The sequence below is a fragment of the Bradyrhizobium sp. SUTN9-2 genome, assembly GCF_003122645.1.
Lineage (GTDB): Bacteria > Pseudomonadota > Alphaproteobacteria > Rhizobiales > Xanthobacteraceae > Bradyrhizobium > Bradyrhizobium yuanmingense.
The window spans coordinates 2,466,974-2,491,045 of the sequence record NZ_LAXE01000001.1; the positions used below are offsets into that span (position 1 = coordinate 2,466,974).

At 57.7% G+C, this 24,072-nt stretch carries 17 protein-coding genes; 13 read left to right on the forward strand and 4 right to left on the reverse strand.

Annotated elements, in window-relative coordinates:
- The first annotated feature begins 1 nt into the window (after nucleotide 1).
- Entirely contained in the window at nucleotides 2-1,183 is a 1,182-nt protein-coding gene (locus XF30_RS11385; protein WP_109142740.1) for a Wadjet anti-phage system protein JetD domain-containing protein, read from the forward strand.
- Nucleotides 1,184-1,487: 304 nt separating this feature from the next.
- Here the strand turns inward: XF30_RS11385 and XF30_RS11390 are convergent, their stop codons facing one another.
- Nucleotides 1,488-1,964 carry an Lrp/AsnC family transcriptional regulator gene (locus XF30_RS11390; RefSeq protein WP_109145668.1) on the reverse strand — a complete coding sequence of 159 codons (477 nt, stop codon included), beginning with the start codon at nucleotides 1,962-1,964 and terminating at the stop codon, nucleotides 1,488-1,490.
- A gap of 1,498 nt (nucleotides 1,965-3,462) precedes the next feature.
- Between XF30_RS11390 and XF30_RS39215 the strand changes: the two genes are divergently transcribed.
- From XF30_RS39215 to XF30_RS11400, 3 genes are all read left to right on the forward strand, one after another.
- Complete coding sequence (locus XF30_RS39215; protein WP_244608921.1) at nucleotides 3,463-4,797, forward strand: prolyl oligopeptidase family protein; 1,335 nt, start codon at nucleotides 3,463-3,465, stop codon at nucleotides 4,795-4,797.
- Complete coding sequence (locus XF30_RS39220; RefSeq protein ID WP_244608922.1) at nucleotides 4,769-5,572, forward strand: prolyl oligopeptidase family serine peptidase; 804 nt, start codon at nucleotides 4,769-4,771, stop codon at nucleotides 5,570-5,572. The genes XF30_RS39215 and XF30_RS39220 overlap by 29 nt, the downstream gene beginning before the upstream one ends.
- A 739-nt stretch (nucleotides 5,573-6,311) precedes the next feature.
- Nucleotides 6,312-6,518, forward strand: a complete 207-nt coding sequence (locus tag XF30_RS11400) for a cold-shock protein (RefSeq protein WP_204524498.1) — start codon at nucleotides 6,312-6,314, stop codon at nucleotides 6,516-6,518.
- A 372-nt stretch (nucleotides 6,519-6,890) separates the two neighbouring features.
- On the opposite strand, the gene XF30_RS11405 is transcribed toward XF30_RS11400, so the two are convergent.
- On the reverse strand, nucleotides 6,891-8,090 hold the full coding sequence (locus tag XF30_RS11405; RefSeq protein WP_109142742.1) for an MFS transporter: 1,200 nt from the start codon (nucleotides 8,088-8,090) through the stop codon (nucleotides 6,891-6,893).
- A gap of 57 nt (nucleotides 8,091-8,147) precedes the next feature.
- Nucleotides 8,148-8,321, reverse strand: coding sequence for a hypothetical protein (locus tag XF30_RS38040; RefSeq protein ID WP_158284352.1), 174 nt, complete (start codon nucleotides 8,319-8,321; stop codon nucleotides 8,148-8,150).
- Between the two features lie 1,027 nt (nucleotides 8,322-9,348).
- On the opposite strand from XF30_RS38040, the gene XF30_RS11410 reads away from it, so the two are divergent.
- The 8 genes from XF30_RS11410 to XF30_RS11455 all read left to right on the forward strand — a co-directional run bounded on the left by XF30_RS11410 (nucleotide 9,349) and on the right by XF30_RS11455 (nucleotide 20,843).
- On the forward strand, nucleotides 9,349-10,479 hold the full coding sequence (locus tag XF30_RS11410; protein WP_146207679.1) for a prolyl oligopeptidase family protein: 1,131 nt from the start codon (nucleotides 9,349-9,351) through the stop codon (nucleotides 10,477-10,479).
- A 394-nt stretch (nucleotides 10,480-10,873) separates the two neighbouring features.
- On the forward strand, nucleotides 10,874-11,911 hold the full coding sequence (bioB, locus tag XF30_RS11415) for a biotin synthase BioB (protein ID WP_109142744.1): 1,038 nt from the start codon (nucleotides 10,874-10,876) through the stop codon (nucleotides 11,909-11,911).
- 1 nt (nucleotide 11,912) lies between these two features.
- On the forward strand, nucleotides 11,913-12,266 hold the full coding sequence (panD, locus tag XF30_RS11420) for an aspartate 1-decarboxylase (protein WP_109142745.1): 354 nt from the start codon (nucleotides 11,913-11,915) through the stop codon (nucleotides 12,264-12,266).
- Between the two features lie 89 nt (nucleotides 12,267-12,355).
- The gene (locus XF30_RS11425) at nucleotides 12,356-13,495 is read left to right on the forward strand and encodes an 8-amino-7-oxononanoate synthase (RefSeq protein ID WP_502696089.1); all 1,140 of its coding nucleotides are present in this window, start codon (nucleotides 12,356-12,358) and stop codon (nucleotides 13,493-13,495) included.
- Nucleotides 13,492-14,121 (forward strand): dethiobiotin synthase, encoded by a 630-nt coding sequence (bioD, locus tag XF30_RS11430; RefSeq protein ID WP_109142747.1) that lies wholly within the window; start codon nucleotides 13,492-13,494, stop codon nucleotides 14,119-14,121. Before XF30_RS11425 ends, bioD begins: the two co-directional genes overlap by 4 nt.
- Before the next feature lies 1 nt (nucleotide 14,122).
- Nucleotides 14,123-15,385 (forward strand): adenosylmethionine--8-amino-7-oxononanoate transaminase, encoded by a 1,263-nt coding sequence (locus tag XF30_RS11435; protein WP_109142748.1) that lies wholly within the window; start codon nucleotides 14,123-14,125, stop codon nucleotides 15,383-15,385.
- 1,614 nt (nucleotides 15,386-16,999) lie between these two features.
- On the forward strand, nucleotides 17,000-17,224 hold the full coding sequence (locus tag XF30_RS11445; protein ID WP_502696162.1) for a hypothetical protein: 225 nt from the start codon (nucleotides 17,000-17,002) through the stop codon (nucleotides 17,222-17,224).
- A gap of 1,624 nt (nucleotides 17,225-18,848) precedes the next feature.
- Nucleotides 18,849-20,843, forward strand: coding sequence for a methyl-accepting chemotaxis protein (locus tag XF30_RS11455; RefSeq protein WP_146207680.1), 1,995 nt, complete (start codon nucleotides 18,849-18,851; stop codon nucleotides 20,841-20,843).
- A gap of 1,656 nt (nucleotides 20,844-22,499) precedes the next feature.
- Here XF30_RS11455 and XF30_RS39790 read toward each other — a convergent pair.
- The gene (locus XF30_RS39790) at nucleotides 22,500-22,622 is read right to left on the reverse strand and encodes a hypothetical protein (RefSeq protein WP_283811131.1); all 123 of its coding nucleotides are present in this window, start codon (nucleotides 22,620-22,622) and stop codon (nucleotides 22,500-22,502) included.
- Between the two features lie 583 nt (nucleotides 22,623-23,205).
- On the opposite strand from XF30_RS39790, the gene XF30_RS11460 reads away from it, so the two are divergent.
- Nucleotides 23,206-23,412 carry a hypothetical protein gene (locus XF30_RS11460; RefSeq protein ID WP_109142751.1) on the forward strand — a complete coding sequence of 69 codons (207 nt, stop codon included), beginning with the start codon at nucleotides 23,206-23,208 and terminating at the stop codon, nucleotides 23,410-23,412.
- Nucleotides 23,413-24,072: the final 660 nt, after the last annotated feature.

Below are 24,072 nucleotides of genomic sequence, written 5' to 3' on the forward strand. Positions count from 1 at the left end.
CATGCCGCGCCGGTTCACAGATGCGAAAGAATTGCTCGGCGACCTTCTCGATCGCTTCGAAGCGGGTGCCGCGAGTCCCATCGCGCACCCGGACTATGCGGCTTTCCCGTCCGTCGTCGCCGCCGACGCTTTCTTGAAACAGATCAGGGAAGCCGAAGCTGTCTCCTCGGTCTCCTTGGGCTGGGGCCGCGGCGCCAAGCGGGACCAGGTCGCACACGTGCGGCTGGCCTCGGCGGAAGTCCTGTACCGATATCTCGGCCGCACCCCGGCGCCGCAGATCGCCGAGGACGCCCTCGCGCGGCTTGTTGCCGGATCGACGCTGCACGATTCCTTGAAGGCAGGCGCCTCTCAGATCGCCGAGGCGTGGGGGCGGGGAAAGACGTGGCACGGGTTCGCTTCGTCCGATGTCCACGCGCTGCGTCAGGCGTTCGATCTCGCCCAAGCGATCCTGGACAACAAACATCTCGACGTCGACTACAAGACGTTCTCGCGACGGACGGTGAAGCACAGCAAGACACTGGAACGCCTTGAGGGCGTCGTGGTCCGGCTGCTGAGCGGCATCGTGGAGTTTCCTCCGGGCGCGCGGCCCCGCGAGGCACTACGGGCAATCGGACTGGAACGCTTTGCGCCTCCGCTGCTGATCGCGGGCAAGATCGACTTTCAAGGAGTCGACCTCTCCAGAGCGGCTACTCTTTATCTAGGAATCCCGCCCAAGGAGACGGATCGTGTCCGTTTCCGTGAGCCGCCGGCCTACATTCTGACGATCGAAAACTTCGCGAGCTTCAACAGGCACATCGCCGAGGCTGACCCCGGTCGGCTGGGAACGACGTTGTATGTTGGCGGATATCCCTCGCTCGCCACCCAACAGGCCCTGCGCACGATCTCGGGCATGGTGTCCGAACAGACCCCGTTCTTCCACTGGTCGGATATCGATCCGGACGGCACCTGGATATTCCACACGATCGAGCGCGCCGTCGGACGACCAATCCTTCCTCATCTCATGAGCGTCGAAATTGCCGAGCGCTTGGGGCAGGTGCCTTCCAAGAAGTCCGCCCCTGCTCGCTGCCCTCCTGACTCCGCTATCGCTTCGCTGGCGACATACCTGGCCGAAGACGGCGCCAAGATACTGGAGCAGGAGGAACTGGATCCCGTGCTGCCAGCGGTGCAGCCGGTGACTGGATAATCTCACGGCTGCATGCTCGGCGGGGCTGTTAGCACCGGCTGCTTGGTCACATAGCCGAGCTACCGCATTTAGGGTCTCACGGAGAGGTCTGCGTCTCCTGTGATTTCAACGCGTTGCGCCGAGCGACTCGATCCTGTTTCAGAGACCGCCGATCGTCTCGTTCCTAAGTCAGCAGAGACTCGTTCATTCGTCGCCTCGTCGAGCAATTCATTAGTTTAACCGACTCGCTGTTCATGTGGCAGCACAAACGCTCAGGTCAACACCTCGACAGCGGGTCCGAGCACGCTCACCCGCATCGGTGCAATCAATCATCTGAGGGAAGCTCAACCGGAACAGCAAATCCGACCTTCACGCGATCCAGTACGACCATACTCTTGAAGCCTTTGATGTCGCGTTTTTCGTAGAAGAAGCGTCGCGTGAACTCCTCGTAATCCTCCATGGACCGCGCCGTAATGTACAGGACGAAGTCGGCATCGCCTGTAACGTAAAAGCCGTTGACGACGTCGATAGATGATCTCATGGCTTTTTTGAACCTATCAATGATCTCAGCGCTTTCTCGCTCCAAGGTCACCAGCGCAAGCACTTGAATAGGTCGTCCAACCGCCCTTGGCGATACAATCGACACGTCGGCCTGGATGATGCCCTCCGAGCGCAGCCTCTTCAACCGTCGTTGGCACGCGGTAGGAGAAAGCCCAACCATCTCACCAATCACATCTGAAGTCAGACGGTTATTCTTTTGTACGATCTCGAGAATGCGGGCATCTATCCGGTCGTACTGCAAGATCACCTCCAGTTTGAGACGAATTTCGTCGCGACGAGGCCACTCTGCGCAGGAAACCCTCGGGGTGAAGAATACGAGGAGATCTTCCGTGACAAAGGCCCAATTTGATCGGATCTAATCAATCTGGGAATGAGGAGGCTTGTCGTCGGCATTCTGCGGAAAGGCAGGAGCGAAGTTCAAAGCCGAACTTTCGGATGAGGGCGATATTTTTCGTTTTCCACAAAGATGTGAACCAAAGCGAAGCCGAGACGCAAAGAGCCATCCCCCCGTGATCGGTTCATGCCGAAGCGGCATCCTGATTGAGGTTGGCTAGCTAATTGATTGAGGTCGGCCAGCTACCCGCCCGCTTGCGAGCGCGCGGCTGCCGTTGTCTTGCTGCTGAGAGGCGAACCCTTGGGTCTACTTCGTCCCGCCAGCTCGATAACAGCCGCGAGAGGTTCGCTCGCGGCGTTCCTGCTAGCCATTGGCGCACGCTCGCTAGCTAGAAGATTGCCGTTGGTCAGCTCTTCTTTCAGTGTTTTGAAAGATCGACCGTCATTGCAAGGCCTGTATTGCTCTCTGCCCTTGCGACCGCAGTTCGTTCTTCGTTGGTCGCCCCGCCTGAACTCGCGTGTCCGTCGTCCCATCGAGCCGGCCCCGATGATACGGCAGCAATGGGCATTCTTGATCGAAAATCTCTCGCCCTTGATCTCGTTTGTGTCGTACGGCTCTCGATGAGAAGAGATGGCTCATGCGTCGGTTTCCCTGCCAGGTCAATCAGCATCGCTTAAGCGGGACCGCCGCTCTCTTAACGAGTTGCTGTGACCCAGCTTCCTCTGGTCATCTTGTGGCAGGCAGGAACCTGATCTGGTACTTGCACCCCTTGTTGATTGTAGGCTCGATCTCAAGATGTGTTGCAACGTCGATGGTATCTTGTCTCTTGCTACTTTCTTTCGTCTCGACCGCAATCCTCTCTGCAATCAGTCAAGGAGCCGGCTTACCGGCGTGGACTTCGCGCGGTTCGCGAGGAAGAAGCTCGTTTCGGCTGACCGCACGGAAATCGCTCCTTGCATATCAACCTTAGGATCATGTCCATCTGGCCGCTGATCAATGGGGCTTGTCTTTGTTGTGATGCCCCGCCGAAAAGTCTGCCGGTGGCGCCAGCGAAGAGGAACTCAGATGCGGATGTACGATTCGCTCCATCTCAGGTCGTCGCCACTGAGATGGAAAATGCTAGCGCGCCTGACAGGCGGTCCGCCGACACGCTGCGCTGTCCGCTTGGCAACAATGTCGGCAACCGGACATGGTCATGCGACCGCGAACGGCTGAAGCTTGCGGCTCCTAGCGGCACGCAGCTTGCAATGAACAGCCCGCGACAGCGCAAGTTGCGCTATGTCATGCGCTTGCTCGCTTTCCGTCGCGTCTGCTTTAGGCGCCAGTGCCAGCCAGCGTCGACTGCCGAACTTATCGGGAGAAGTCCGTGAATAGGCCACCATCTTTCTCCGCTGCGATGCCTTCGATGGCTACCGCCGCGTCTACGGCGCTACCACCGGAGCGAACGGATGCGGCGGTCACTGACGACCCATTCCTTTGGCTCGAGGAGATCGAAGGCCCAGGCGCGCTTGCTTGGGCTCGCGCCGAGAACGAGAAGACGCTCGGGGTGCTCCAGTCAGATCCTCGCTATGGTCAGTTCTATGAACAGGCGCTTTCCATCCTGCAATCCAAGGATCGGATCCCGTATGTTTCATTGGGACGGCGCGGTTTGGAGAACTTCTGGCAAGACGAGAACCAGGTGCGCGGGGTCTGGCGGCGCACCACGCTCGAGCACTATCGTAGCCAAGATCCAAAGTGGGAGACCATCCTCGACGTTGACGCCTTGGCGGTCGCCGAGAACAGAAATTGGATCTTTCATGGTGGCAGCTACCTTCCGCCTGAAGAGCGCCTCTGCCTGATAAGTCTTTCCGATGGCGGCAAGGATGCTGCGTCCGTTCGAGAGTTCGACTGCGACACCAAGACCTTCGTTGCGGACGGCTTTTATCTCCCCGAGGGCAAGCAGCACGTCAGCTGGGTCGATCATGACACGCTCCTTGTTGCACGGGACTGGGGTGAGGGGACTTTGACGCAAGCCGGCTACCCCTTTGTGGTGAAGGAGCTCAAACGGGCTCAGCCGCTCAGTGAGGCGCGTGAGATCTTTCGTGGCGAGCCCACCGACGTTAAGGCGTCCGGCTTCGTGCTTCGTGACAGCGAAGGTCACATTCATGCGACCTGCGCGGTCCGCGCGATCAGCTCTTTCGAATCCGAGCATGTAGTCTTCCGCCCCGATGGGCCCGTCAAGCTCAATCTGCCGAAGAAGGCCGCAATGATCGGGCTGGTGGGTGGTCGCCTGCTTGTAAGGCTTGATGAAGACTGGACGTCATCAGGCGATATTAACTTTGCCGCCGGATCGCTGATTTCGTATGACCTTGCCGAATGGAAACAGGATCCGCTCCGCGCCAGAGCCTCGCTGGTCTTTCAACCTGGACCCCGCCAGGCCCTGAGCGAGTTAACCGGCACAAAGAATCTGTTAATTCTGACGATCCTTGAGAACGTTCAGAGCAAAGCGTTTGTTTATAAGTACGATCATGGAGCTTGGTCGGCGACCCCGATCGCGCTGCCGGAACATACAAATGTCAGCCTGATAGCCGCCTCCGATGAAGCGGACCAGGCCATGTTCGCTGTCTCGAGCTATCTCAGGCCAACCTCGGTCTGGTATTTTGATGCCGAAAGCGAAAGCCCTGATGAATTGAAGAAGACACCCTCTGCCTTTCGATGCGTCGAACCATGTCGTGGAGCAGCTCGAAGCCACTTCGCGTGATGGCACGTCAATTCCCTATTTTCTGGTGCGGCCGAGGAACGCAAGATTTGACGGCACGATCCCGACGCTTCTCTATGGTTATGGCGGTTTCCAGGTTTCGCTTCTGCCCTCTTATCTGGGGCCAGTGGGACGGCTCTGGCTCGAACAAGGCAATGCCTATGTCGTTGCGAACCTGCGCGGGGGCGGCGAGTTCGGTCCACAATGGCATCAAGCGGCCAAGGGGGCAACGAAGCAGAGGACATGGGATGATTTCATTGCCGTTGCCGAGGACCTGATCCGCCGCAAGATCACGAGTCCACGCCGGCTTGGAGTCATTGGAGGCAGCCAGGGCGGCCTGCTCGTTGGCGCGGCAATCACCCAACGTCCCGAGCTCTACAACGCGGCGATTATCCAGGTGCCGCTGTTCGACATGCTTCGATATACCAAGCTGGACCTTCGATATACCAAGCTGGGCGCGGGCGCCTCCTGGATCGGCGAGTACGGTAACCCTGCCATTGCCGAGCAGCGTGCGTGGGTCGACTGCTACTCTCCTTATCAAAAGCTGGTGGCGGGTAAGACCTATCCAGCTCCCTTAATTCTGACCTCCACCAAGGACGACCGCGTGCATCCAGCGCACGGACGCAAAGCTGCCGCGAAGCTCGCCGCGCTGGGCCAGCCATACTTCTACTACGAGAACATCGACGGGGGACACAGCGCCGCGGCCAATCTCATGGAATATGCGCGTCAACTGGCCCTTGAATACACCTATGCATCCAGACGGCTTTGTTCTGAGTAATTTTAGGGACGGGCTGATCGAAGCCAATAACCAGAGACCATCGGCTATCTCGGCTCCTCATGCTTCTGAGCCAAATTTATGGAATGCAGGCCGAGAGAGCTGATGACCCGGTGGAAGGCTCGATGATGCTCGTCAGTTGCCCAAATTGCCGGTCTGAACAGCCTCCAGCGCTGGCGAGCGGATTTCCTGGCGTCCCTAGTACAAGATGGCGAGCTGGAAGGGAGTTGCCAGGTGGGCTTCCTTTAGGATTGTCTCGCCAGGCCCCTGTTCGTCCGACATGGCCGATGCGGATAACAGCCCATCGCGAACAGCTAAAGCGTAGCATTTTGGACGTGTCTTCGTGCTTGAAAGAGCATGTCACGTAGCTCATGCAGGCTTGGCGCGGATTGATAATCTTTCAGGATGCGCGGAGGAGTTCACGGTCGCCCTGTTCAACGACCGTCAATCCCGTTCGCATCAGCTCGGCTCTGGATGAGCGCTGCTTATTCGAGGCTCTGCAACGCTTCTGTAAGCAGTGTGCGCCCACGAGTGAGGCAATGATCAAACGTCATCCGGATCGGCAGCCTTAAAGAGAGGTGTCGTTGATGTCACGGTGCTTCTGTGGTTTGCACAATGCGCCGGCAGCTAAAACCACGCGATAAAAAAAGAGCACGTGACCAGCGTAGCGTCTCTTGCCGCAGGTATTGATGGCCGGGAGACTCTTCGCTAGATCAGAACTGTTCAATATGGAGATGCCGCCGTGGCAATGGGTATTGTGAAGTGGTTCAATCCGACTAAGGGGTATGGGTTCATCAGGCCTGAGGACGGTAGCTCCGATGTCTTCGTACACATCAGTGCCGTCGAAAAGGCCGGTTATACCACCCTCGAAGAGGGGGCACGGGTAAGTTACCAGCTCAAGGCGGGGCGTTCGGGCAAGATGTCAGCTGAGGATCTCCGGGTGGGTTAATCCGGCTCAGGAAACTGCTTTGCAAAGCGTGTTCTCGCAACTGTCCGGCGATTCCTCGCCACGGCATGCCGGGCGTTAGCCTTTTGGCTATCTTTCTTGCAGCCATGAGGAGGAGGCTGTCTCGCAAACCAATTGACAGCCTTGATCTCCTGAGGTCGTCGACCGATCACCGCCGTCAGAGTTATAGGCCTTGCGAGCCCGAGCGCAGTTTGAGCGTGGCCAGATACTCCTAGCAGCGGGCGACGAACGGCCCCGAACGTCCGCTTGTCACCAACGCGCTGGGAGGTTCACGCCAGCGCACTGGTGCTCCCTGTCGCACATGCGCAAGCGGCCGCTATTTGGGATCGCGATAACGAGGATCGTTGACGGATATCATCTCGGACATCCTGCGGTCGCGGCTTCTGCAGGTGCTCCATCACGCATGAAGGCAACAGCCAGCCCGATGCCGATGAGACCAACCAGGAGCGATGCCACGGCCAGAGACGCGACTCCGCCAGTTTCAACAAGGATGCCGCCGAGAAAAGCGCCAATGGCGATCCCCGCGAACGTGGTCGAGCTGTTCATTGCCAGCACCAATTTCGAACGATCTCCGGCCAGACCGAGAAGCCGGTGCTGGATCGGGACGAGATACATGTAGCTCGCGTTACCCCAAAAGAAGGCGATGAGCACGGTGAGGGCACCATGCTGTCTGAATGCAACCAAACCTACGAGCAGGATGAGTTGTGCGGCTGCAACCGCGATGAGAACTCTATACGGGCCAAAACGGTCTGTCAGCACGCCGCACGCAGCGTTTCCGATCACCGCTCCGAAACCGTAGGCGAAGAGCGCGGCCGAAAGCAGCGGCACCCCGGCAAGCAGAGAACCGATGATCAAGACGCTCACATAGGAGTAAACAATGAACTCGGAAACGACGATGAATAGCGTCACCGAAAGGATGCCGTAGATGTTCTTTGAGAGGCCTCGCGAGATCGGGCCGTTTCCGCGCTCCGGCGCCTTGGCAGCTATTGCGGACATCATCGGGGCGAGGATTACCAATGCGAGAAGCCCGGCAATGACGACGAAGCCGAATGAGAAGCGCCAGCCGATAGCATCTGCGATCCAGCTTGTGGCTGGAACGCCCGCAACCTGCGAAACAGTCATGCCGCCACAGATGAGAGACAACGCGAACCCTTTGCGCCCTGGCGGCAGCAGCTCGGCGGCCAGCGCGGTAGCCGTCGGGGTGAACATCGCCGCACCGTAGGCCGCAATGACGCGACCTGCAGCAAGGGTGAGGAAGTTCGGAGCGATCGCGCAGATCAGGTTACCGATGATGAAGATTGAAACAGACAGAATCGGAACATTGCGGCCGCTCATGGCCTTGAATATCCAGGCATTCAGCGGAGCGAAGACCGCGTAGCAGATCGCATAAATCGAGATGATCGAACCCGCCGCGCCGGTTGAGATTGCAAGATCGCGAGAGATTAGATCGAGCGCCCCAATGATCACAAACGTGTCCAGGCCAATAGCGAACGCAGCGATGGTCAGAGCAGCAATGACGAGCTTGCTTCGCGCGTCGGGAGGGGATGAGGTCATGACGGTGCTCGTGCATGTTGTTGTGCTGTTCAAGGCAGCACGTCATGCAACTCGTAATTAGGGCTGGCGATGATCGTACCCGAGGAGCGGCGTCACCGCCTGACCGATTTCTTGCACGATCACGAGCTTGTCGGGTGTTCGAGCGTCGATATGCTGATAAGCAGCCCCCGCATCATACACGCCTTCAAGGAGTTTTTTTTCGACAACCGGCTTTGTTCTTTCGAAATTCATCTTAGTCCATGCGTTTGGATCGATATACCCACCATCTTGGGGGGCCTGCGTCCGAAGGCGGCTACTTCACATGCTTGCGTTTAATCACCGCGATGCTCTGGGTCGGTAGTATGAAGGTGTCGACGACCTGAAGACCATCGCGTATCTTCTCGATCACGAGATAATATTCAGGTGGCACTGCACAAGGACATAGCCACCTCCGTGATTTGCGGGCTCGACCGTGGCAATCACGGAATCGTCGATGAGAATGATTTTCGCATACGTCGAGTCCTTGGGAACGCAACGCATGATCGTGACAGCGTCTCGCTGGACCGAGCGTGTAGATACGCACGATCAGGAGACAGCCTTTTCTCTTAGTATTGTCGGTTCGAGCTCGCAGGCCAGCCTGCCATCAGCGCATACAGATCTTCGGTGAACGGCCTGCGTAAGCCACGACCCACCCCAATCGCGACGCAACGTGCCTTACCTCTGCAACGCGATCGGGTTGCATCATGTGGGCGCGGCGGTCGCTGATCGAGCCTTAGCGCGGAAAACGGGCAGCAGCGGAGCGGATGCTCCCTAGTTGTCTGCGGGGTCCGAGATGATGGTGGGCACCGTACTGATTTGATCGCGCGCAGGGTACCGAAATGATCGCGCGCAGTTTCGGATAGTGTGAGGCCTGATCGTCCGGGCATTTCTCGGGCTGGGACCAGCTTGGATGTTCGGAGCCGACGAGGGCTGTCATGCGCCAGGTGCGTGATTGTGAGGTTTAGCCTTGAAGATTGGCTCTCGACGCGCGTTGTTGGCTAGGGTGTCCCGGGAGGGCCGACGACGGCGGACACCGATTGTCAGCTTTCAGGGCCAATGTCGGGAAGCTGGCACGGCGATGCAGGACGATGCGCCGGACGCCCTCTGTTTGTCAGCGGCATGCTGCTTGCACGTATCGAGCGGGCGGCCCGTCACAGAGTGTGCACGGTCGTAACACGAACTTGGCTACGTTCGCCCAGTCGCAATAAGTTCGGGGCTCGCCTGCGTGCCTGGTATGAGGATGAAAAAATCGATTCTGCACGCCGCGCTGCTCTCGGCGATATGTCTTACGGTCGCGCTGCTCCACGGGCAGTCTGGTGCGACGTCGGCGGACGATGCGTTCCTCTGGCTCGCGGAGGTCGAGGGGCCGCGCACATTGGCTTGGGCACCCGCCGAGAAGGAAAGGACGCTTGGCGCGCCGCAGTCGGATTCTCGCTACAATCGCTCTTACCTGGACAAGCTGACGATCGGCGAGGCAAAACACCGGATTCCGTCCGTTTCTCTTGAACAGCAAGGTCTCTTATCTTTCTGGCAAGACGAGAGCCATGTGCGCGGCATATGGGGGCGCACCACCCTTGAGAACTGCGGTTTCCAGGATCCCCGATGGGAGACCATCCTGGACCTTGATGTGCTCGCTCTCGCCGAGAACAAGAGCTGGGTCTGCAAGGGTCACAGCTGCCTTGCGCGGCGCTGCCTCGTCAAACCCTCTGACGGTCGCAAGGACGGCGTATCCATACGCGAGTTCGACAGCGAAGCCAAAAGCTCTGTGGCAAATGGTTTCGAGCTGCCCGAGGGCAAGCAGAGCGTCGGCTGGGTAGGCCGCGACAGTGTCATTGCTGCACGTAATTGGAGCGAGGGGACTACGACTGAGGCCGGCTACCCTTTCGTGTTGAAGGAACTCAAGCGCGCTCAGCCGGTCGATAAGGCGCGCGAAGTTCTCCGTCGCCAGCGCACCGACTTGAAGATCGTGCCATGGGTATTTGGTGAACGGCGGATCGCTGTGACCCGCGTCGTCTGTTGGACCAACGGCTTCGAGCGGCAGTATGCGCTTTTCGAGCCCGCTGAGCCGATCGAGCTCGATCCGCCGAAGAAGGCGCCGATCGTCGGCATCGCAAGTGGTCGGCTGCTTGTGACAATGAACGAAGACTGGATCCGCTACGGCGTTACCAGTTTCAAAGCCGGCGCAATGATCTCGCATGATTTGGTCGAATGCAAACAGGATCCGCTGCTGGCGAAACCACCTGTCGTTTTCCAGCCCAACTGTCGGCAGGCACTCCGTCGATTTGGCGGCGCCAGGAATGTCCCCCCGCTCCTGACCTGTCAAAGCAAGGCATTCGCCTGTAAATACTTGACATGCCATGCCCCGCGTTAAGCCAGCCGTTTACGGATATTGAGCTGTCGACAATTGATCCGCGTGGGCTTGGTCCTGGGCGGTGAACAACACGATGTGACGAATCATGGATGGTCGGCGATCCCCGGGAGCTTAGCTGCCCTTACTATCTCGAACGTGAGCTCGCTGCAATGGCGGCGCTGGCCGCGCAGCCCGTGGTTCGTGCTCGAGCCCTTGCTGACGAACGGCCGCAACAAGATATTGCTCGGAGTCGAAATCGATATTGCGTAGGGCTCTTTTCGCAGAAATCATGCAATCTGGCTGCATTTCCGCCGTCTTTGAGCGAGAGTAGGCCTTTATACCTTTGCCCTCGAAAAGTCGCGAGCTTCAATCGAGTTTTCAGAAGGTTTCCGACCAAGCTGACAATGATGAATGCATGAATCCTGCCGCAGAAGCCAGGCACTACAATCGCGATAACAAAGGGCTTGTTCGCTTTGATTGGACGGTCATCGAGGCCGAAGCTTTGTATGGGCTGCCGTTTGCAGACCTTATATTCCAAGCGCAGAACGTCCATCGCGAGAGCTTCGATCCAAATCGCGTCGAGGCCGCTAGCCTACTTAGCATCAAGACAGGGGGCTGTCCGGAGGATTGCGGCTATTGCTCCCAGAGCGCGCACTTCGCTACAGATCTGAAGGCCACCCGCCTGATGGATCGTGGCGATGTACTAGCCGCAGCAAAACGCGCCAAGAATGCAGGTGCAACGCGCTTCTGCCTGGCTGCGGCTTGGCGTAGTCCAAAGGAGCGCGATCTTGATCAGGTTTGCGACATGGTCAGGACCGTGAAAGGTCTTGGCATGGAGAGCTGCGTCACCCTCGGTATGCTGACCGCGAGCCAGGCAGTAAAGCTCTCTGAAGCTGGGCTCGACTTCTACAACCATAACGTCGATACTTCGCCTGAATTTTACGGCAGCATCATCAAAACCCGGACGCTAGCAGATCGCCTCGATACCCTGGCGCACGTTCGCAGCGCCGGGGTCAAGATCTGCTGTGGAGGCATCATTGGGATGGGCGAGCGCATCGAGGATCGCCTCGGCATGCTCGTGCTGCTTGCAAACCTCCCAAGCCATCCGGAAAGCGTTCCGATCAACCTATGGAACGAGGTCAAGGGCGTGCCGGTCAATGAAACCGCCCAGCGTCCTGATCCGATCGCCGTGGCGCGCCTGGTCGCGACTGCTCGAATCATGATGCCGAAGAGCGTGGTCCGATTGTCGGCCGGACGCCAGTATATGACGGACGAACTGCAAGCCCTGTGCTTTTTGGCTGGCGCGAACTCAATCTTCATCGGTGATACGCTGCTGACGACAGAAAATCCCAAGTTGGATCGCGACGCGCACTTGTTCGCGCGGCTCGGCATCACGTCTGAGCTTGCCGAACGAAACAGCGCAGACGATCGAGGCGCTGACGGGCGGGTGTGAAGTGAACATCACCCTCATGAAGGGCAAAATCCATCGCGCTTCCGTGACGGAAGCCGATCTTCACTATGAAGGATCAATCTCGATTGATCGTGCGTTGCTGGACGCGGCGGGGGTCCTGATCTATGAGCGCGTCGAGATCTACAACATGGATACCGGAGCGCGCTTTGCAACCTATGTCATCGAAGCACCGCGTGGATCCGGTATCATTGGTTTGAATGGTGCTGCGGCGCGATTCGCGATGCCAGGAGACAAAATCACTGTCATTGCTTATGCAACGTTCAACGAAGCCGAAGCAGAGGTGTTCCAACCGCGTGTCGTGCTCGTTGACCGCAACAATGGCATCCTCACCCGTTAAGACCTGAGTGCCATGTTCAAGCTCGTTGTCGGCGGCTATCGCCAAAACGCCGGCAGCATGGGGTGGAGTGCGCAATGAGCTCGTCGCGAATGGATAAATTCGGACCCTACGTCGAGGCCTTGCGCGCCCTGCAAGATGACAACCGCTTGCGCGGTCTGAATTCGCGTGCCGGAATTGATTTTTCATCTAACGATTATCTGGCGCTTGCGTGTGCATCGCGTATGAAAAAGGCCGTCTTGGCGGCCATCGAACGTGGCACCCCCCTTGGTTCGGGCGGTTCGCGACTTCTGCGCGGCAATTGTGAAGAGCATGAATGCCTCGAGGCGGAAGCCGCTCAGTTCTTTGGCGCAGAGACGGCGCTGTTTTTTGCGAGCGGTTACGTCGCAAACTTTGCGGTCCTGACGACGCTGCCACAGCGCGGCGATCTGCTCGTCCTCGACTCTCTGGTTCACGCCAGTATTCATGAAGGCGCGCGAGCTGGCAGGGCCGAGTTTCGCATAGCTGGCCACAACGATCTCGGAGCCATCGAAAGTGCGATCCGCGACTGGCGTGCGGATGGAGGAATGGGACGTGTCTGGATGGTCGCGGAAAGCCTCTATAGTATGGACGGCGACTTCGCCCCCCTGGATGATCTGGTCGCGCTCGCCGATCGCCTCGACGCTTTCCTGGTCGTTGACGAGGCCCATGCTACGGGCGTTTACGGTGAGCAGGGCCGAGGGCTCACCAGCCAGTACGGTCGCCGTGAAAATCTCCTGGTCATACATACCTGCGGGAAGGCGTTGGGAGTGGCGGGAGCGCTTGTCACTGCTTCCGGTGTGCTACGCGACTTTATGATCAATCGTTGTCGTCCGTTCATCTTCGCGACCGCGCCGTCACCCTTAATTGCCGTGGCCGTCAGAGAGGCGCTGCTTATCTTGCAGCGGGAACCGGAGCGTCAGCAGCGCCTCTTAAGGCTGGTTGCATTCACGCATCGGAAGATGGAAGCCCGTGGCGTGCGATGTCCTTCCAGCTCACAGATCCTCCGATACATCGTCGGTGACAATGCTCATACGATGCGGCTCGCCTCTGCGATGCAGGATCGCGGCTTCGATATTCGCGGAATTCGGCCGCCCACAGTGCCAGTAGGGACTGCGCGCTTGCGAATCTCACTGACGCTGAACGTCAACGAGGATGATGTGGTCTCCATGGTGGATGCGCTCGCTGAGGAGACGAAGGAGAAGGCTCAATGAGCTTGCGGATCGTGGTGACCGGAACAGATACCGGGATTGGGAAGACTGTGTTCGCAGCAGGCTTGGCCGATCTTCTCGGTGCGAGTTATTGGAAGCCGATACAAGCCGGCCTCGACGGAGAAACCGATACCGAAACCGTCACAAGGTTGGCTCGTCTCACAGCCGATCGAGTCGTGCCGGAGTTCTACCGGCTTAGAACGCCCGCATCGCCGCACCAGTCTGCCGAAGTGGACGGGGTTCGCATTGACGCAGCCTCCTTAAGTCCACCAGACACGGAAGGACGGCCTCTTGTCATCGAGGGCGCCGGCGGGCTTATGGTCCCGCTGAGTGGGGATACACTCTACATCGATGTGTTTGAGAGGTGGCAGCTTCCGGTCGTGGTTTGCGCGAGCACAAAACTCGGTACAATCAATCACTCGCTGCTGTCGATCGAGGCTCTTCGAAGGCGGCAGATCACGATTCTGGGTATTGCGTTCATTGGCGAACGCAACCCGCAAACGCAGACTGCCATTCGTGAGATTGGCCGCGTGCGCTGGTTGGGACGACTTCCTCTGCTTTCTGCTCTCACGCCAGAGGCGCTTCAGACGGCATTCAAATCTTCATTCCGTGCCGACGATTTCAGTTAAGATGCCGCGCCCGAGCTCGCCAATTTGGCATCCGTTTACGCAGCACGCGCTTCAAGGCGAGATCACAAGGATCGCGCGGGGCGAGGGGGCTTACCTTCACGCCGCCGACGGCCGACATATCATGGACGCAATCTCGTCCTGGTGGGTCGTGACTCACGGCCATTGCCATCCACATATTGTCAGCGCCATCCAGGAACAGGCGAGCAAGCTCAATCAGATCATCTTTGCGGGTTACACCCATGAGCCAGCCGAGGAGCTTGCGGCGCAACTCCTGCAGCTTACGCCGCCTGCTCTTGAGTACGTCTTCTTCTCAGATAGCGGTTCGACGAGCGTCGAAGTCGCGCTGAAGATGGCGCTCGGCTATTGGAATAACATCGGCAAAAAGCGGACTCGCATTGTGGTAATGCAACACTCCTACCATGGCGACACGGTAGGAGCGATGTCGGTCGGAGCCCGTGGCGTGTTCAATGCAGCCTATGAGCCTCTTCTATTTGACGTCACACCAATCCCGTTCCCGGCAACAGGTCGCGAGCGGGACACGCTCAGTGCGTTATATTCAGTGTGCCAGGAGGAGATGCCGGCAGCTTTGATCGTGGAACCTCTGATTTTGGGGGCGGGCGGAATGCTGATGTACCCAGCCTGGGTGCTGCGGGAGATGAAGCGGATCTGCGAAGATTGGGGCGTTCTCTTCATTGCAGATGAAGTCATGACGGGCTGGGGTCGAACCGGAACGCTGTTTGCGTGCGAGCAGGTCGACGTCACTCCAGATATCGCATGTTACTCAAAAGGGCTCACTGGTGGATCGCTTCCGCTTGCAGTGACACTCTGTCGCGCTGATATCTTCGACGCGCACTATTCGAAAGATCGCAATTTGACGTTCTTCCATTCGAGTTCATATACGGCGAACCCGCTTGCCTGCGCCGCCGCAAGGGCCAATCTGGATCTTTGGCAGAACTCCGATGCGCGTACGCGCGTGTCAACCGTTGCATCCATGCAGGAGCACGCAATTCAGCCGTTTCAGACAGATCCACGATTTGCAAACGTTCGTCGGACCGGCACCATCACTGCGCTTGATCTGAAAACAGATGACCCCGGCTATCTCGCCGGCATCGGTCCGAAACTGCAAGCCTTCTTCAGTGACCGAAATCTTCTCCTGCGTCCGCTCGGGAATACGATCTACGTGATGCCACCTTATTGCGTTACAGCCGCAGATCTTGATCAGATTTATGCCGCTATCAGGGAGGCTGCCGATCTGTTCGCTTGATGCACGGCGAGCAAGGACCGCGAAAGATCTGGTGAAGATCCTCAGGCAGAGTTGAAATATTGCAGGATTTGCGCGGCCGGATGCCGTTCATTGCATTTTTCAGGATCAAAATAGCAGTTATAGGTGGGGAAGTTTGGCGCAACTGCTCACAGAGGCGGCGCCAAAAAGGCGAGCACGTCATCCTGCTGCGCCGGCTGCTTTTTGCATACCCGAGAATCGGAATTGGCGACTTCGCACGTCATGCGCGGGCGCTATGACGTGGAAATGGAGAATGCATGGAGCTGATTTAGGCCAATAGGAGGCAAACATGCGCAATAATTCTCACGCTTTCCATGGTGGAAGGTGCTGCGCTATTTGTGGCGGGAAGTTCGGGCTGATCCGCTACTACTGCTGGCGAACGGCGCTTTGCTCCAAAAGGTGCGTCGACCGCTTCAACTCGCGGCGGGAGGCCGACCAAAAATGGTTGCGCTGGTTGCGAGCAGCTTGACAGCTGCCACTAAGTGAGCTCCCTTGGACAGTGCCTTAGCCGGGCGATGCCTAGCGCGACATCACCCGACAGGCCGGCGAGCCGAGCGAGGCGCTTTCAAGGGTGGTGAAAAGTAAGCGACACGGAGCACGGCAACAATAATCGGTTCCAATGCTATAGACTAAAGAAGCGCGCTACGGATAAGCTCTAATCGGGCCGACTTTGCGCGACCGCCTCCAATGACGCGCTCAAAGCGTACTATTTGTTCTGGCTTTCTCTCGTATGATGCCGTTCGCCCTGATGGGTCTGTCTGCAGAACGAAATCCTTCCCGGTCGATCACAGGAACGGGTGTGAGTGTGATTTTGGGAGAAGCAGCTTTCAACTCAATCGTCGGCATCTGACGCAGACGGGCGGCGAGCTTGGGCGGCTACTATTATGGTATCGGCCACGATCGGCTTGCGAACTCTAGCCCGCCACGCTCTCCGAGACTCGCATCGATCAGTCTCGCCGAGGTGGGCGGGCAAGGAGGCCCCAGGACCTAATGCTGAAGCGGCAGACACGGTTCTTCGAAATTGGTCTGACCGCATTGCGCAGTCTGTCGGATGGCGGTCATCGACCCCTTGCTCGCTTGCACGGGATACTCGGGAAAGGCATGGCAGCTTCGGGCGGACTCCATGCGGATGAGATAGATCGTGAGTAGAGTTATGGCTTGAGCGGGGCTGCCATGTCCGATCGATTTTCAATTTACAAAGTCTCGCTTGAACGTTGCCGTCGAAGGTGGTCGTGGTCCATCTCCCAGACGAATGGCTCGTTGGTCATGGCGGGAACGCAAAGCAGCCGAACCGCGGCGCGCTATGAAGCCAACAAAGCGCTCTTCCTGTTATTGCAAAGTGCGCCGTACCGACGGCGGCTTCCGTGTGGTTCGACCAAATAAAACTGTATCTTCGCCCTTGGAACGTGCCTTGAGCGATGCTTCCGCGTCGGGAGATGAAGCCGCTCTCCTCTTCTGAACGAAACTCTTTCCGTGTCCGTTTCGACCATCAGTGTCGTAGAATTTTCCACGCATGAGCCACACTTCAGAGAAGTCTTTGCAGGGCGTCACCATTCCAGTCCTGCAGCAATGGAAACGGAGGGGCTCCCCATAGCGATGACGACAGCTTACCATGTGGTCACGGCGGGCATCGCCGACACAGCGGTCGACATCATTCTCGTCGGTGATAGTGTCGGCAAGATCTGCCCGGGACGTCCACGATACGCTTCCCATCAGCATGGCAATGATGAATCATCACCTGGAAGCAGCCTCGCGCACAACGCCTCATGCGCGGGTTGTGGCCGACATCCTGTTTCTCAGCTTTCATCTCAGTCTCGATGAGACAATACGCAAAGCCGGAGGTGAAACTCGAGGGCGGTGCCAAGCGGTCTGGGATCTGCGCGTTTTGGTGATTGCGAATCCCAGGGGCATCTTGGTGTGTGTGGTCTTACTCGTCAAAGCGCCCAGGTCATGGGGGGCTTCGCGCCTTTGGGCTGGTGGAAAGGCAAAAAGACCAAAATTCATTCGCGCCTACGCCAATGAGGCGGTTCTACAGGAGGCGCTGATACGCTGGGCGGTCGATGTCCGTCAGGGCACATTCCCTGGGAGCAGGAATGCTATCAGCTTCCCGATGAGCTCCGCGCCGGCCATTGCGAACCGGAAGGTTCCAACACGAACGGAGTGATGGCGATCTGCAAACATTGAACTGAGTGGGATTGACGAAAGTGCAATGCCACACGTCCGGCCAATGCCGGCGATCAGGTCCTAGAGTCGCTCAGAAGAAGCGGTCATGCGGAAATTGGACTATAACCGGCGCGCCCGCGCGGAATTTGAGCGTCGAGTGGTTGTTGATTGCATCAAATCAGTGCCGGGAGGCGCACTCGTGTGCAGCATTGCGCTCCGATCTTGGCAGGTCGGATAGGGTATCGTCTGGAAACGGCACGGGGAGGAGGATATGGTTCGCCATTTCTACCGGCTCCGAATGGTCACATTCGCAGCTGCATTGCGGCGGCAGAGCAGGCCGCGAAATGCTGCAAACAGTCCGGTTTCAATACAGTCTCATGCAGCTTGGGAATGAATTGAAGTCCTCCGACAAACGCTGCATCGCAGCCGGAGATCCATTAGAGCTTGAACGGGTGCGCGATCGAAGTCGTTCCTCACAGCCTTGCTCCTAAGATCCCGCGGAGCCCGGCGGCATTGCGCCTCTTCCGCGACGCGGCTCAACGCCTGGCCTTCACCAGCTCTGCTCCGTAGCGGTCATTCGCCTGGTCGACAACGCCCGCAGGCGCGTGAGGCGTTAGTCTGCACGCGATCGCCTCGTTGACATGGTTGCGTGCGTTCGCCACCCGCCCCGGGGCGGCCTAGCTGAATAACGTCCTCGCAGGACCGCAGAGTTTGCAGCACGATCGTGAGCTCCAACGTAGGGCCACAACTTTGGTCGAGAAATTGCGCCATTGACGCAGCGATGCTTTCGTCGGATTACGAAAAAAGGCCGTGCGAAAATTCGCACGGCCAAGTCAGGGAGGAAACGCCCCAAAGGGCGGCTGAAGAGAGCATAAAGTGAGTGCCCACACTCACTGGAGCTCCAAGCTTGCGCCTACGGTCAAGTCGCGCAAGCCGGATCTTGAAATATCCGTTTTTTGCGCTGGTTGAGGCCGGATTTAGGGCATGCGTCGCATGTTTTATGCGAATTGAACCATTTAGATGCAGCTATTCCGCGAGACGCTCAGTTCAAAGTAATCACGTCTCCCATGCTCTGTGTTCGTCACTAATCCAACAGCAGTTAGGTCATGCACGGGCATGGGGCGCGCGCGTTTTGCGTACGAGTTCAGCATTTGGAAATCAATCTAAATTAGGCAGCGCTAACGAAGCAGGTTGAGCCAGTCCGATCAACGTGCGCGTTACTTGCTGACCTGGGACTGTCAGCATTGCTCAAACAAATCAGGTCACATCGAGGGGACAAAAAGTGAGCAAGAAGTTCTCCGACACTGGCGAACGTCCGTCCGTCAGATGGGGCTTTCGAATCGGATTGCGCGAGCAGATGGCAGTGCTCGGGATTTCCGGTGTGCTGGTCATCGGCGTGATCTGCGCCGCAGCTCTGCACTACGCGAGTATCGTTCAACGAGAGGCGAGCGCGAGCAATGAATTGAAAGCCCGTGTCGTTTCATTGTCACAAAGCTTTCTGGAGTCTGGCCAAATCGCGACCGAGTTCCTCCGCAAGCCCAGTGAAATGTCGGTCGAGACGCATGCAGATCTTCTTGATCGCCAGCTCGAAGATTTGGGTCGGGTCGAAAAACTGATCGGGGAGTTGCCCGAAGATGATCCGCTGCGGCAGGCAGCCTCCCTGCGGCCGGTAATTAATCTCTATGCGACCCGCTTCGGAAACGTCGTTTCAGCACAACGCAACCTAGGTTTCAATGAGAATGACGGATTTCAGGGCAAGTTGCGCATAGCCGTGCACGCTGTCGAGGAGCGATTGAGCCAGCTGAAGCAGCCGCGCCTGACGATCTTGATGCTGATGATGCGCCGTCATGAGAAGGATTTTATCTTACGGGGCGAAGAAAAATACGGCGATCAGCTTTCCGCCAGGGAGATGGAGTTCGAAGGCGAACTTGCTCAGGCAAGCCTGCCTGCGGACGAGAAATCCCAGCTTCTCGAGCTGATCCGAGCGTACAAGGCAAATTTTATATCATTCATGGTGACGCAGCAGACGCTGAGCGATCAGGTGGATGATCTTCGAGAGATTTACGGCCGCATTCGCCCGGCAATCGCAAAGGCCAAGTCCGCGGCAGACGCGCATGCGCAGGCTATGGAGATCCGAGCCGGAGAGATTCGGCAGAGGCTAGCCTGGCTCATTGGACTTGCAACGCTGCTCGCGGGCCTTTTTAGTATGCTCTTTGGGCAGCGCATTGCCAAAACCGTCGCCTCGATGACCGCGGCCATGCGCCAGCTAGGTGAGGGTCGGTTCGATGTAGTTTTGCCGGGTCTTGGTCGAAAAGATGAGCTCGGCGATATGGCAGAAGCTGTAGAAATGTTCAAGCTGAGAGCTCGTGAAAAGCTGCAGGCGGAGCTTGATGCTAAGGTCGAACGTGACCAGGTTGCGGCTGACATGCGTAAGGCCGATATCGCTCGGCTTGCGGGAGAATTCGAATCAGCCGTAGGACAGGTGATCGAAGCCGTTTCGTCCGCCTCGACGGAGCTGGAAGCCTCCGCGCGGAGCCTTACCTCTTCTGCGATTGAGAGCCGCCAACTCTCGATAGAGGTTGCCTCTTCATCCGACGACGCGTCCGCCAACGTTCAACGCGTTGCGACCTCAACAAGCGAGATGGCTATAACTATGGCTGATGTAGGCCGGCAGGTCGAGGAAGCAGCGGACATGGCGCGCAAAGCGGTGTGCAAGACCGAGCTCAGCGATCAGCGCATGGTTAGTTTGGCATCCGCGGCGGAGCGGATCGGCAGCGTCGTTCAACTTATCGCGGCGATCGCGCGGCAGACCAATTTGCTCGCTTTGAATGCCACAATCGAGGCTGCTCGCGCGGGTGATCTCGGCCGCGGTTTTGCAGTTGTGGCTGAGGAAGTCAAATCCCTCGCGATGCAAACCGCTCAAGCGACCATCGAGATCGGCAAGCAGATCAACGATATTCAGGCTGCAACAACTGAAGCCGTCGGCGCGAATACCCAAGCCGGCGCCATCGTCGCTTGCATTTCCGACATCGCTATGACTGTTGTCGAAGCCATCGGCGAGCAAAGAGAGGCCAGCAAGAATGTCGCGTTCAACTTGCAGGAAGCTGCGAGCACGACCACTCAGGTGGCCGCGAGCGCCGGTGAAGTCACTCATCGCGCGAAGGCAACAGGAGGGGCTTCGATGCAAGTGTTAAGGTCTGCCGAACTGCTGTCGGAGGAAAGCGCTCGGCTGAAGCAGGAACTTGGAGATTTCCTCAGGAGGGTCCAAGCGGCATAATTGGACTCATCGCAAGCTCGCATCTTGCGCGGTGACGTATCGACCTGAATCCTCGCGCGCACTTGATCTTCCGGGTGGGTTTGGCGTGTAGCGGGGGCCTGTCGCCCCCGCGAGCGGCTGCGGGGCTTAGCAACATTGTATGTTGAGCGGCCAAATTTACAAAAAGGATCGAGAAAAAATCGTCAAGGAAGCGAGAGCGCTCTCGGAAAGGCGAATTGGCTCGTCCTGCAGAAAAATCTCCGCACTGTGAATCTTAGAAAGCTGGTTTTACGCCGGAAAAAGAATTTGTCTCCGACTGGCTTGGACGGTCGTTGTCTGAGACTATTCGTTCGTCAATCGCGCTTTCCTAAGAGAGTCTCGGTTTTGTCCAAGAGCGCGCTGTGGGCATTATCTTGGTGACGGAAAGTATCTCGCTTCTTGCGCGCGGCCCCTACGGAATCATCACCGAACTCTATGTCGTGCCGGATCACCGCTCGTCTGGGGTGGCGATAAGCCTCATCGAGACGGCCGTGGCCCTCCGTACCGCAAGGGGCTGGGGGCAACTTGAAGTCGGGGACCCAAGCAACCGGTGTGGAGTCGCAGCCCGAATTCAGCGTTGTATTTGAAGGCCGGCTTTGCTGAAATGGGTCCGCGCTTTAAATTGCCACTACACGACGTGACTAGTTCTCCGGCAGACCTCCGACCCCTTCGCGATTAGAGCGGAGGCGAGATGTGCTGCGCCGCCACACTCCGGACACAGCTGTTGCACGGGCGGGCTGGCCTGCGCCCAATTTATCCTGGTGAGGCTTGCAAGGCTGGTTTGAACCGACAACTCGGATCGCGACCGCTGCCAAGCCTGCGACATTTCATGGAATGGAGTTCGCTGGCGAGGGGCCTTTGGCGTCGCGGCTGGCCTCTGTTGTGTCGCTCCTATACGGGGGTCACCATGCGCGTTGCAAGAAGCTGGAAAATGATCTCCCATGGCTCGATCGCACGCGCGTCGCATAGCGGACCTGCCATCCGCGGACGGTCAAGAAGAGGGGACAGAGCCTCTCTCGAAATGGCAGCGGGGTCTTGGCAGCCAAGTCGAGATACCCGATTAGACCACAAAAATTGCGGAGCAATAGCCTTCAGGAGGATGGAGGAGGACGGTGCTCCGACTTTCTGACTTTCAGGGCACGCCTTTTCATGGTTGCAGTCAGTTTCTTGGCTTTGGATCTTTCCGGTGGTTTAGGACGTGACCGCTCAAACGATCCAATTGACACTCCCTCTTGATTCCTTTTCATACGTCCCTCTCTAACAAGGGGCTTACGCCCCGAGTGAATCATCAAAACATCAGGAGCCGAGATCGCACAAAGAACACGCCGCGCATTCAGAAGATTGTCGGACTACACTCCAGGATTCTTGTTAGTCTCGCAGGCAAGCGTTCTGCAGCCGATGCCTGATCGCGCTAAGTCTGTTGCCCAGCTTGTCCACCTCTTGAACAGCAAGGTCTCCAAAAACCACCCCGTCGAGCTTTTCCTGCTTCGCGGCGATAATCGCGTGACGTTTGCTGGCGTTGTCTACCAATGAAAGATGTATGATCCGGGCATCCCGCGTGCATTGCTTGATGATGCCGCAATCTCTTCCTCTCCAGCAGCTTCGATTGCGTGGTGACGAAAGATGGATCAACCTTCATCAGCTTTGCAAACACGTCGACCGGAACTGCTTGTCCTCGATCACGTCCGGCAACACCACCAAGAGCATCATTTGCGCCCCGTAATGCCAAGCACAGCAGCGCGCGGCAATGAAGAAGATCATTCAGGTACGCTTGATCAGCCGGATCTCGCGCGTGAAGCGAGGGACCTCCTCGCCACGCTCCGCAGGTCTGTTTCCGGGGCGTGTTGTTAGGCGGACGAGTTTGGCGCCATTGTATGCAGGGTGCTCGATCCTCAACTTTGTTTGGGCTCAAAATTCGACAGAGACCAGGCTGTTAGGCCGACCGACTGCGAGCTGCGGAGTACCGGGCGTAGGGCACTGTCCTATCGCTCCGCTCCCGGTAGTGCCGCTTCGACGCACATGCGCCGAAACTTCGCACGGTCGCCAAGGTGGAATTCGCCGAAAATCTCCACTCGAGCGAGGAATTTTGGCGTTTAGGGACGCCGCGCGCGATGGCCGTCTCGTTAGGGCTGCGAGACTACAAGGCAAGAGTGAAGCTCCGGAAATTGGCCCAGCAGGCCGCAGACACAGACCGGGACAGAGAAAGCGTAGGCGGAAGCACAGGGAGCAGGAGCTGAGGCAGACGATCGATCGAAGCAAAGGGGTATTGAATTTTCGTTACTCGATCAATTCAACTAGGAAGCGCGCTGTGCTATCATCGCCTTCAAGTTGGGGGAATTCTCCGATGTTGGACGCCACTACCACAGCACTTCTGCGGGAGATCCTCGAAACCGTCTGTGCAAACGTGCCTGGGAGTGATGGTGGCGTGCGGGCACATGTCGCCTCGAAGCTTCTGGAGGCCGCCAGCAAAGGTGAGAGGACGCGCGAGCGTCTCGAGCAGATTGGCCTCGATGCGCTTCGCCACGCGCCGAGCATGTGGCGATTAAAATGATAACGTACGTCAGGTGAAACATTCCGAATCTCAGAGTTGACCGTCTCGGAGAAAGAAGGCGCTCCACGCAATGTTAGGTAATGCCGCTTCCAAGAGCTTATTCCCTGGAAACTCAGCGTTGTTGGCAGATGTAGAAGCAGCCGTCCACCCAACCGACCAGGCTCCGTGCACTCGGTAGTCTTGATAATCGTCAATGATGCGATATGGCGTCAGAAAATCGAACTTGTGAGAGTTACCAGAGTCTCAGCTCCGACGTCCTGTCATCTTGCTCCCGTTCCGGCGATCACCGCCGCGATGAAGCCTGGGATTCTCGCAAGAGGCCGCTTTCCAGCGAGTCGCAACTACCATAGACGTCGACCCTTTCGGAAGGCTGAGCCTAACACGGCTTGGGGCCAAATACTTCGACGTAGGGCTTAGGTGCCGCTGCGCCAGTTCTGCATTTGTAAAAGACCTGGCTAACCGAGGCGAGGGTGGGCCGAGTGCTCGCGACGCATGCTGCTGCAGATCGAAAGTATTGTGAGGGTGGCTATGTTCCCTTGGGTTTGGAAGCCCACTTATGTTGCTGCGGCCCCAAACGTCGTTGAGCTATGGTGCATTGACCGGTGGCACGGGCGCAGTCGGTCGCGGCACGAAGTCAGTATGGAGCTGACCGCGTGCGGT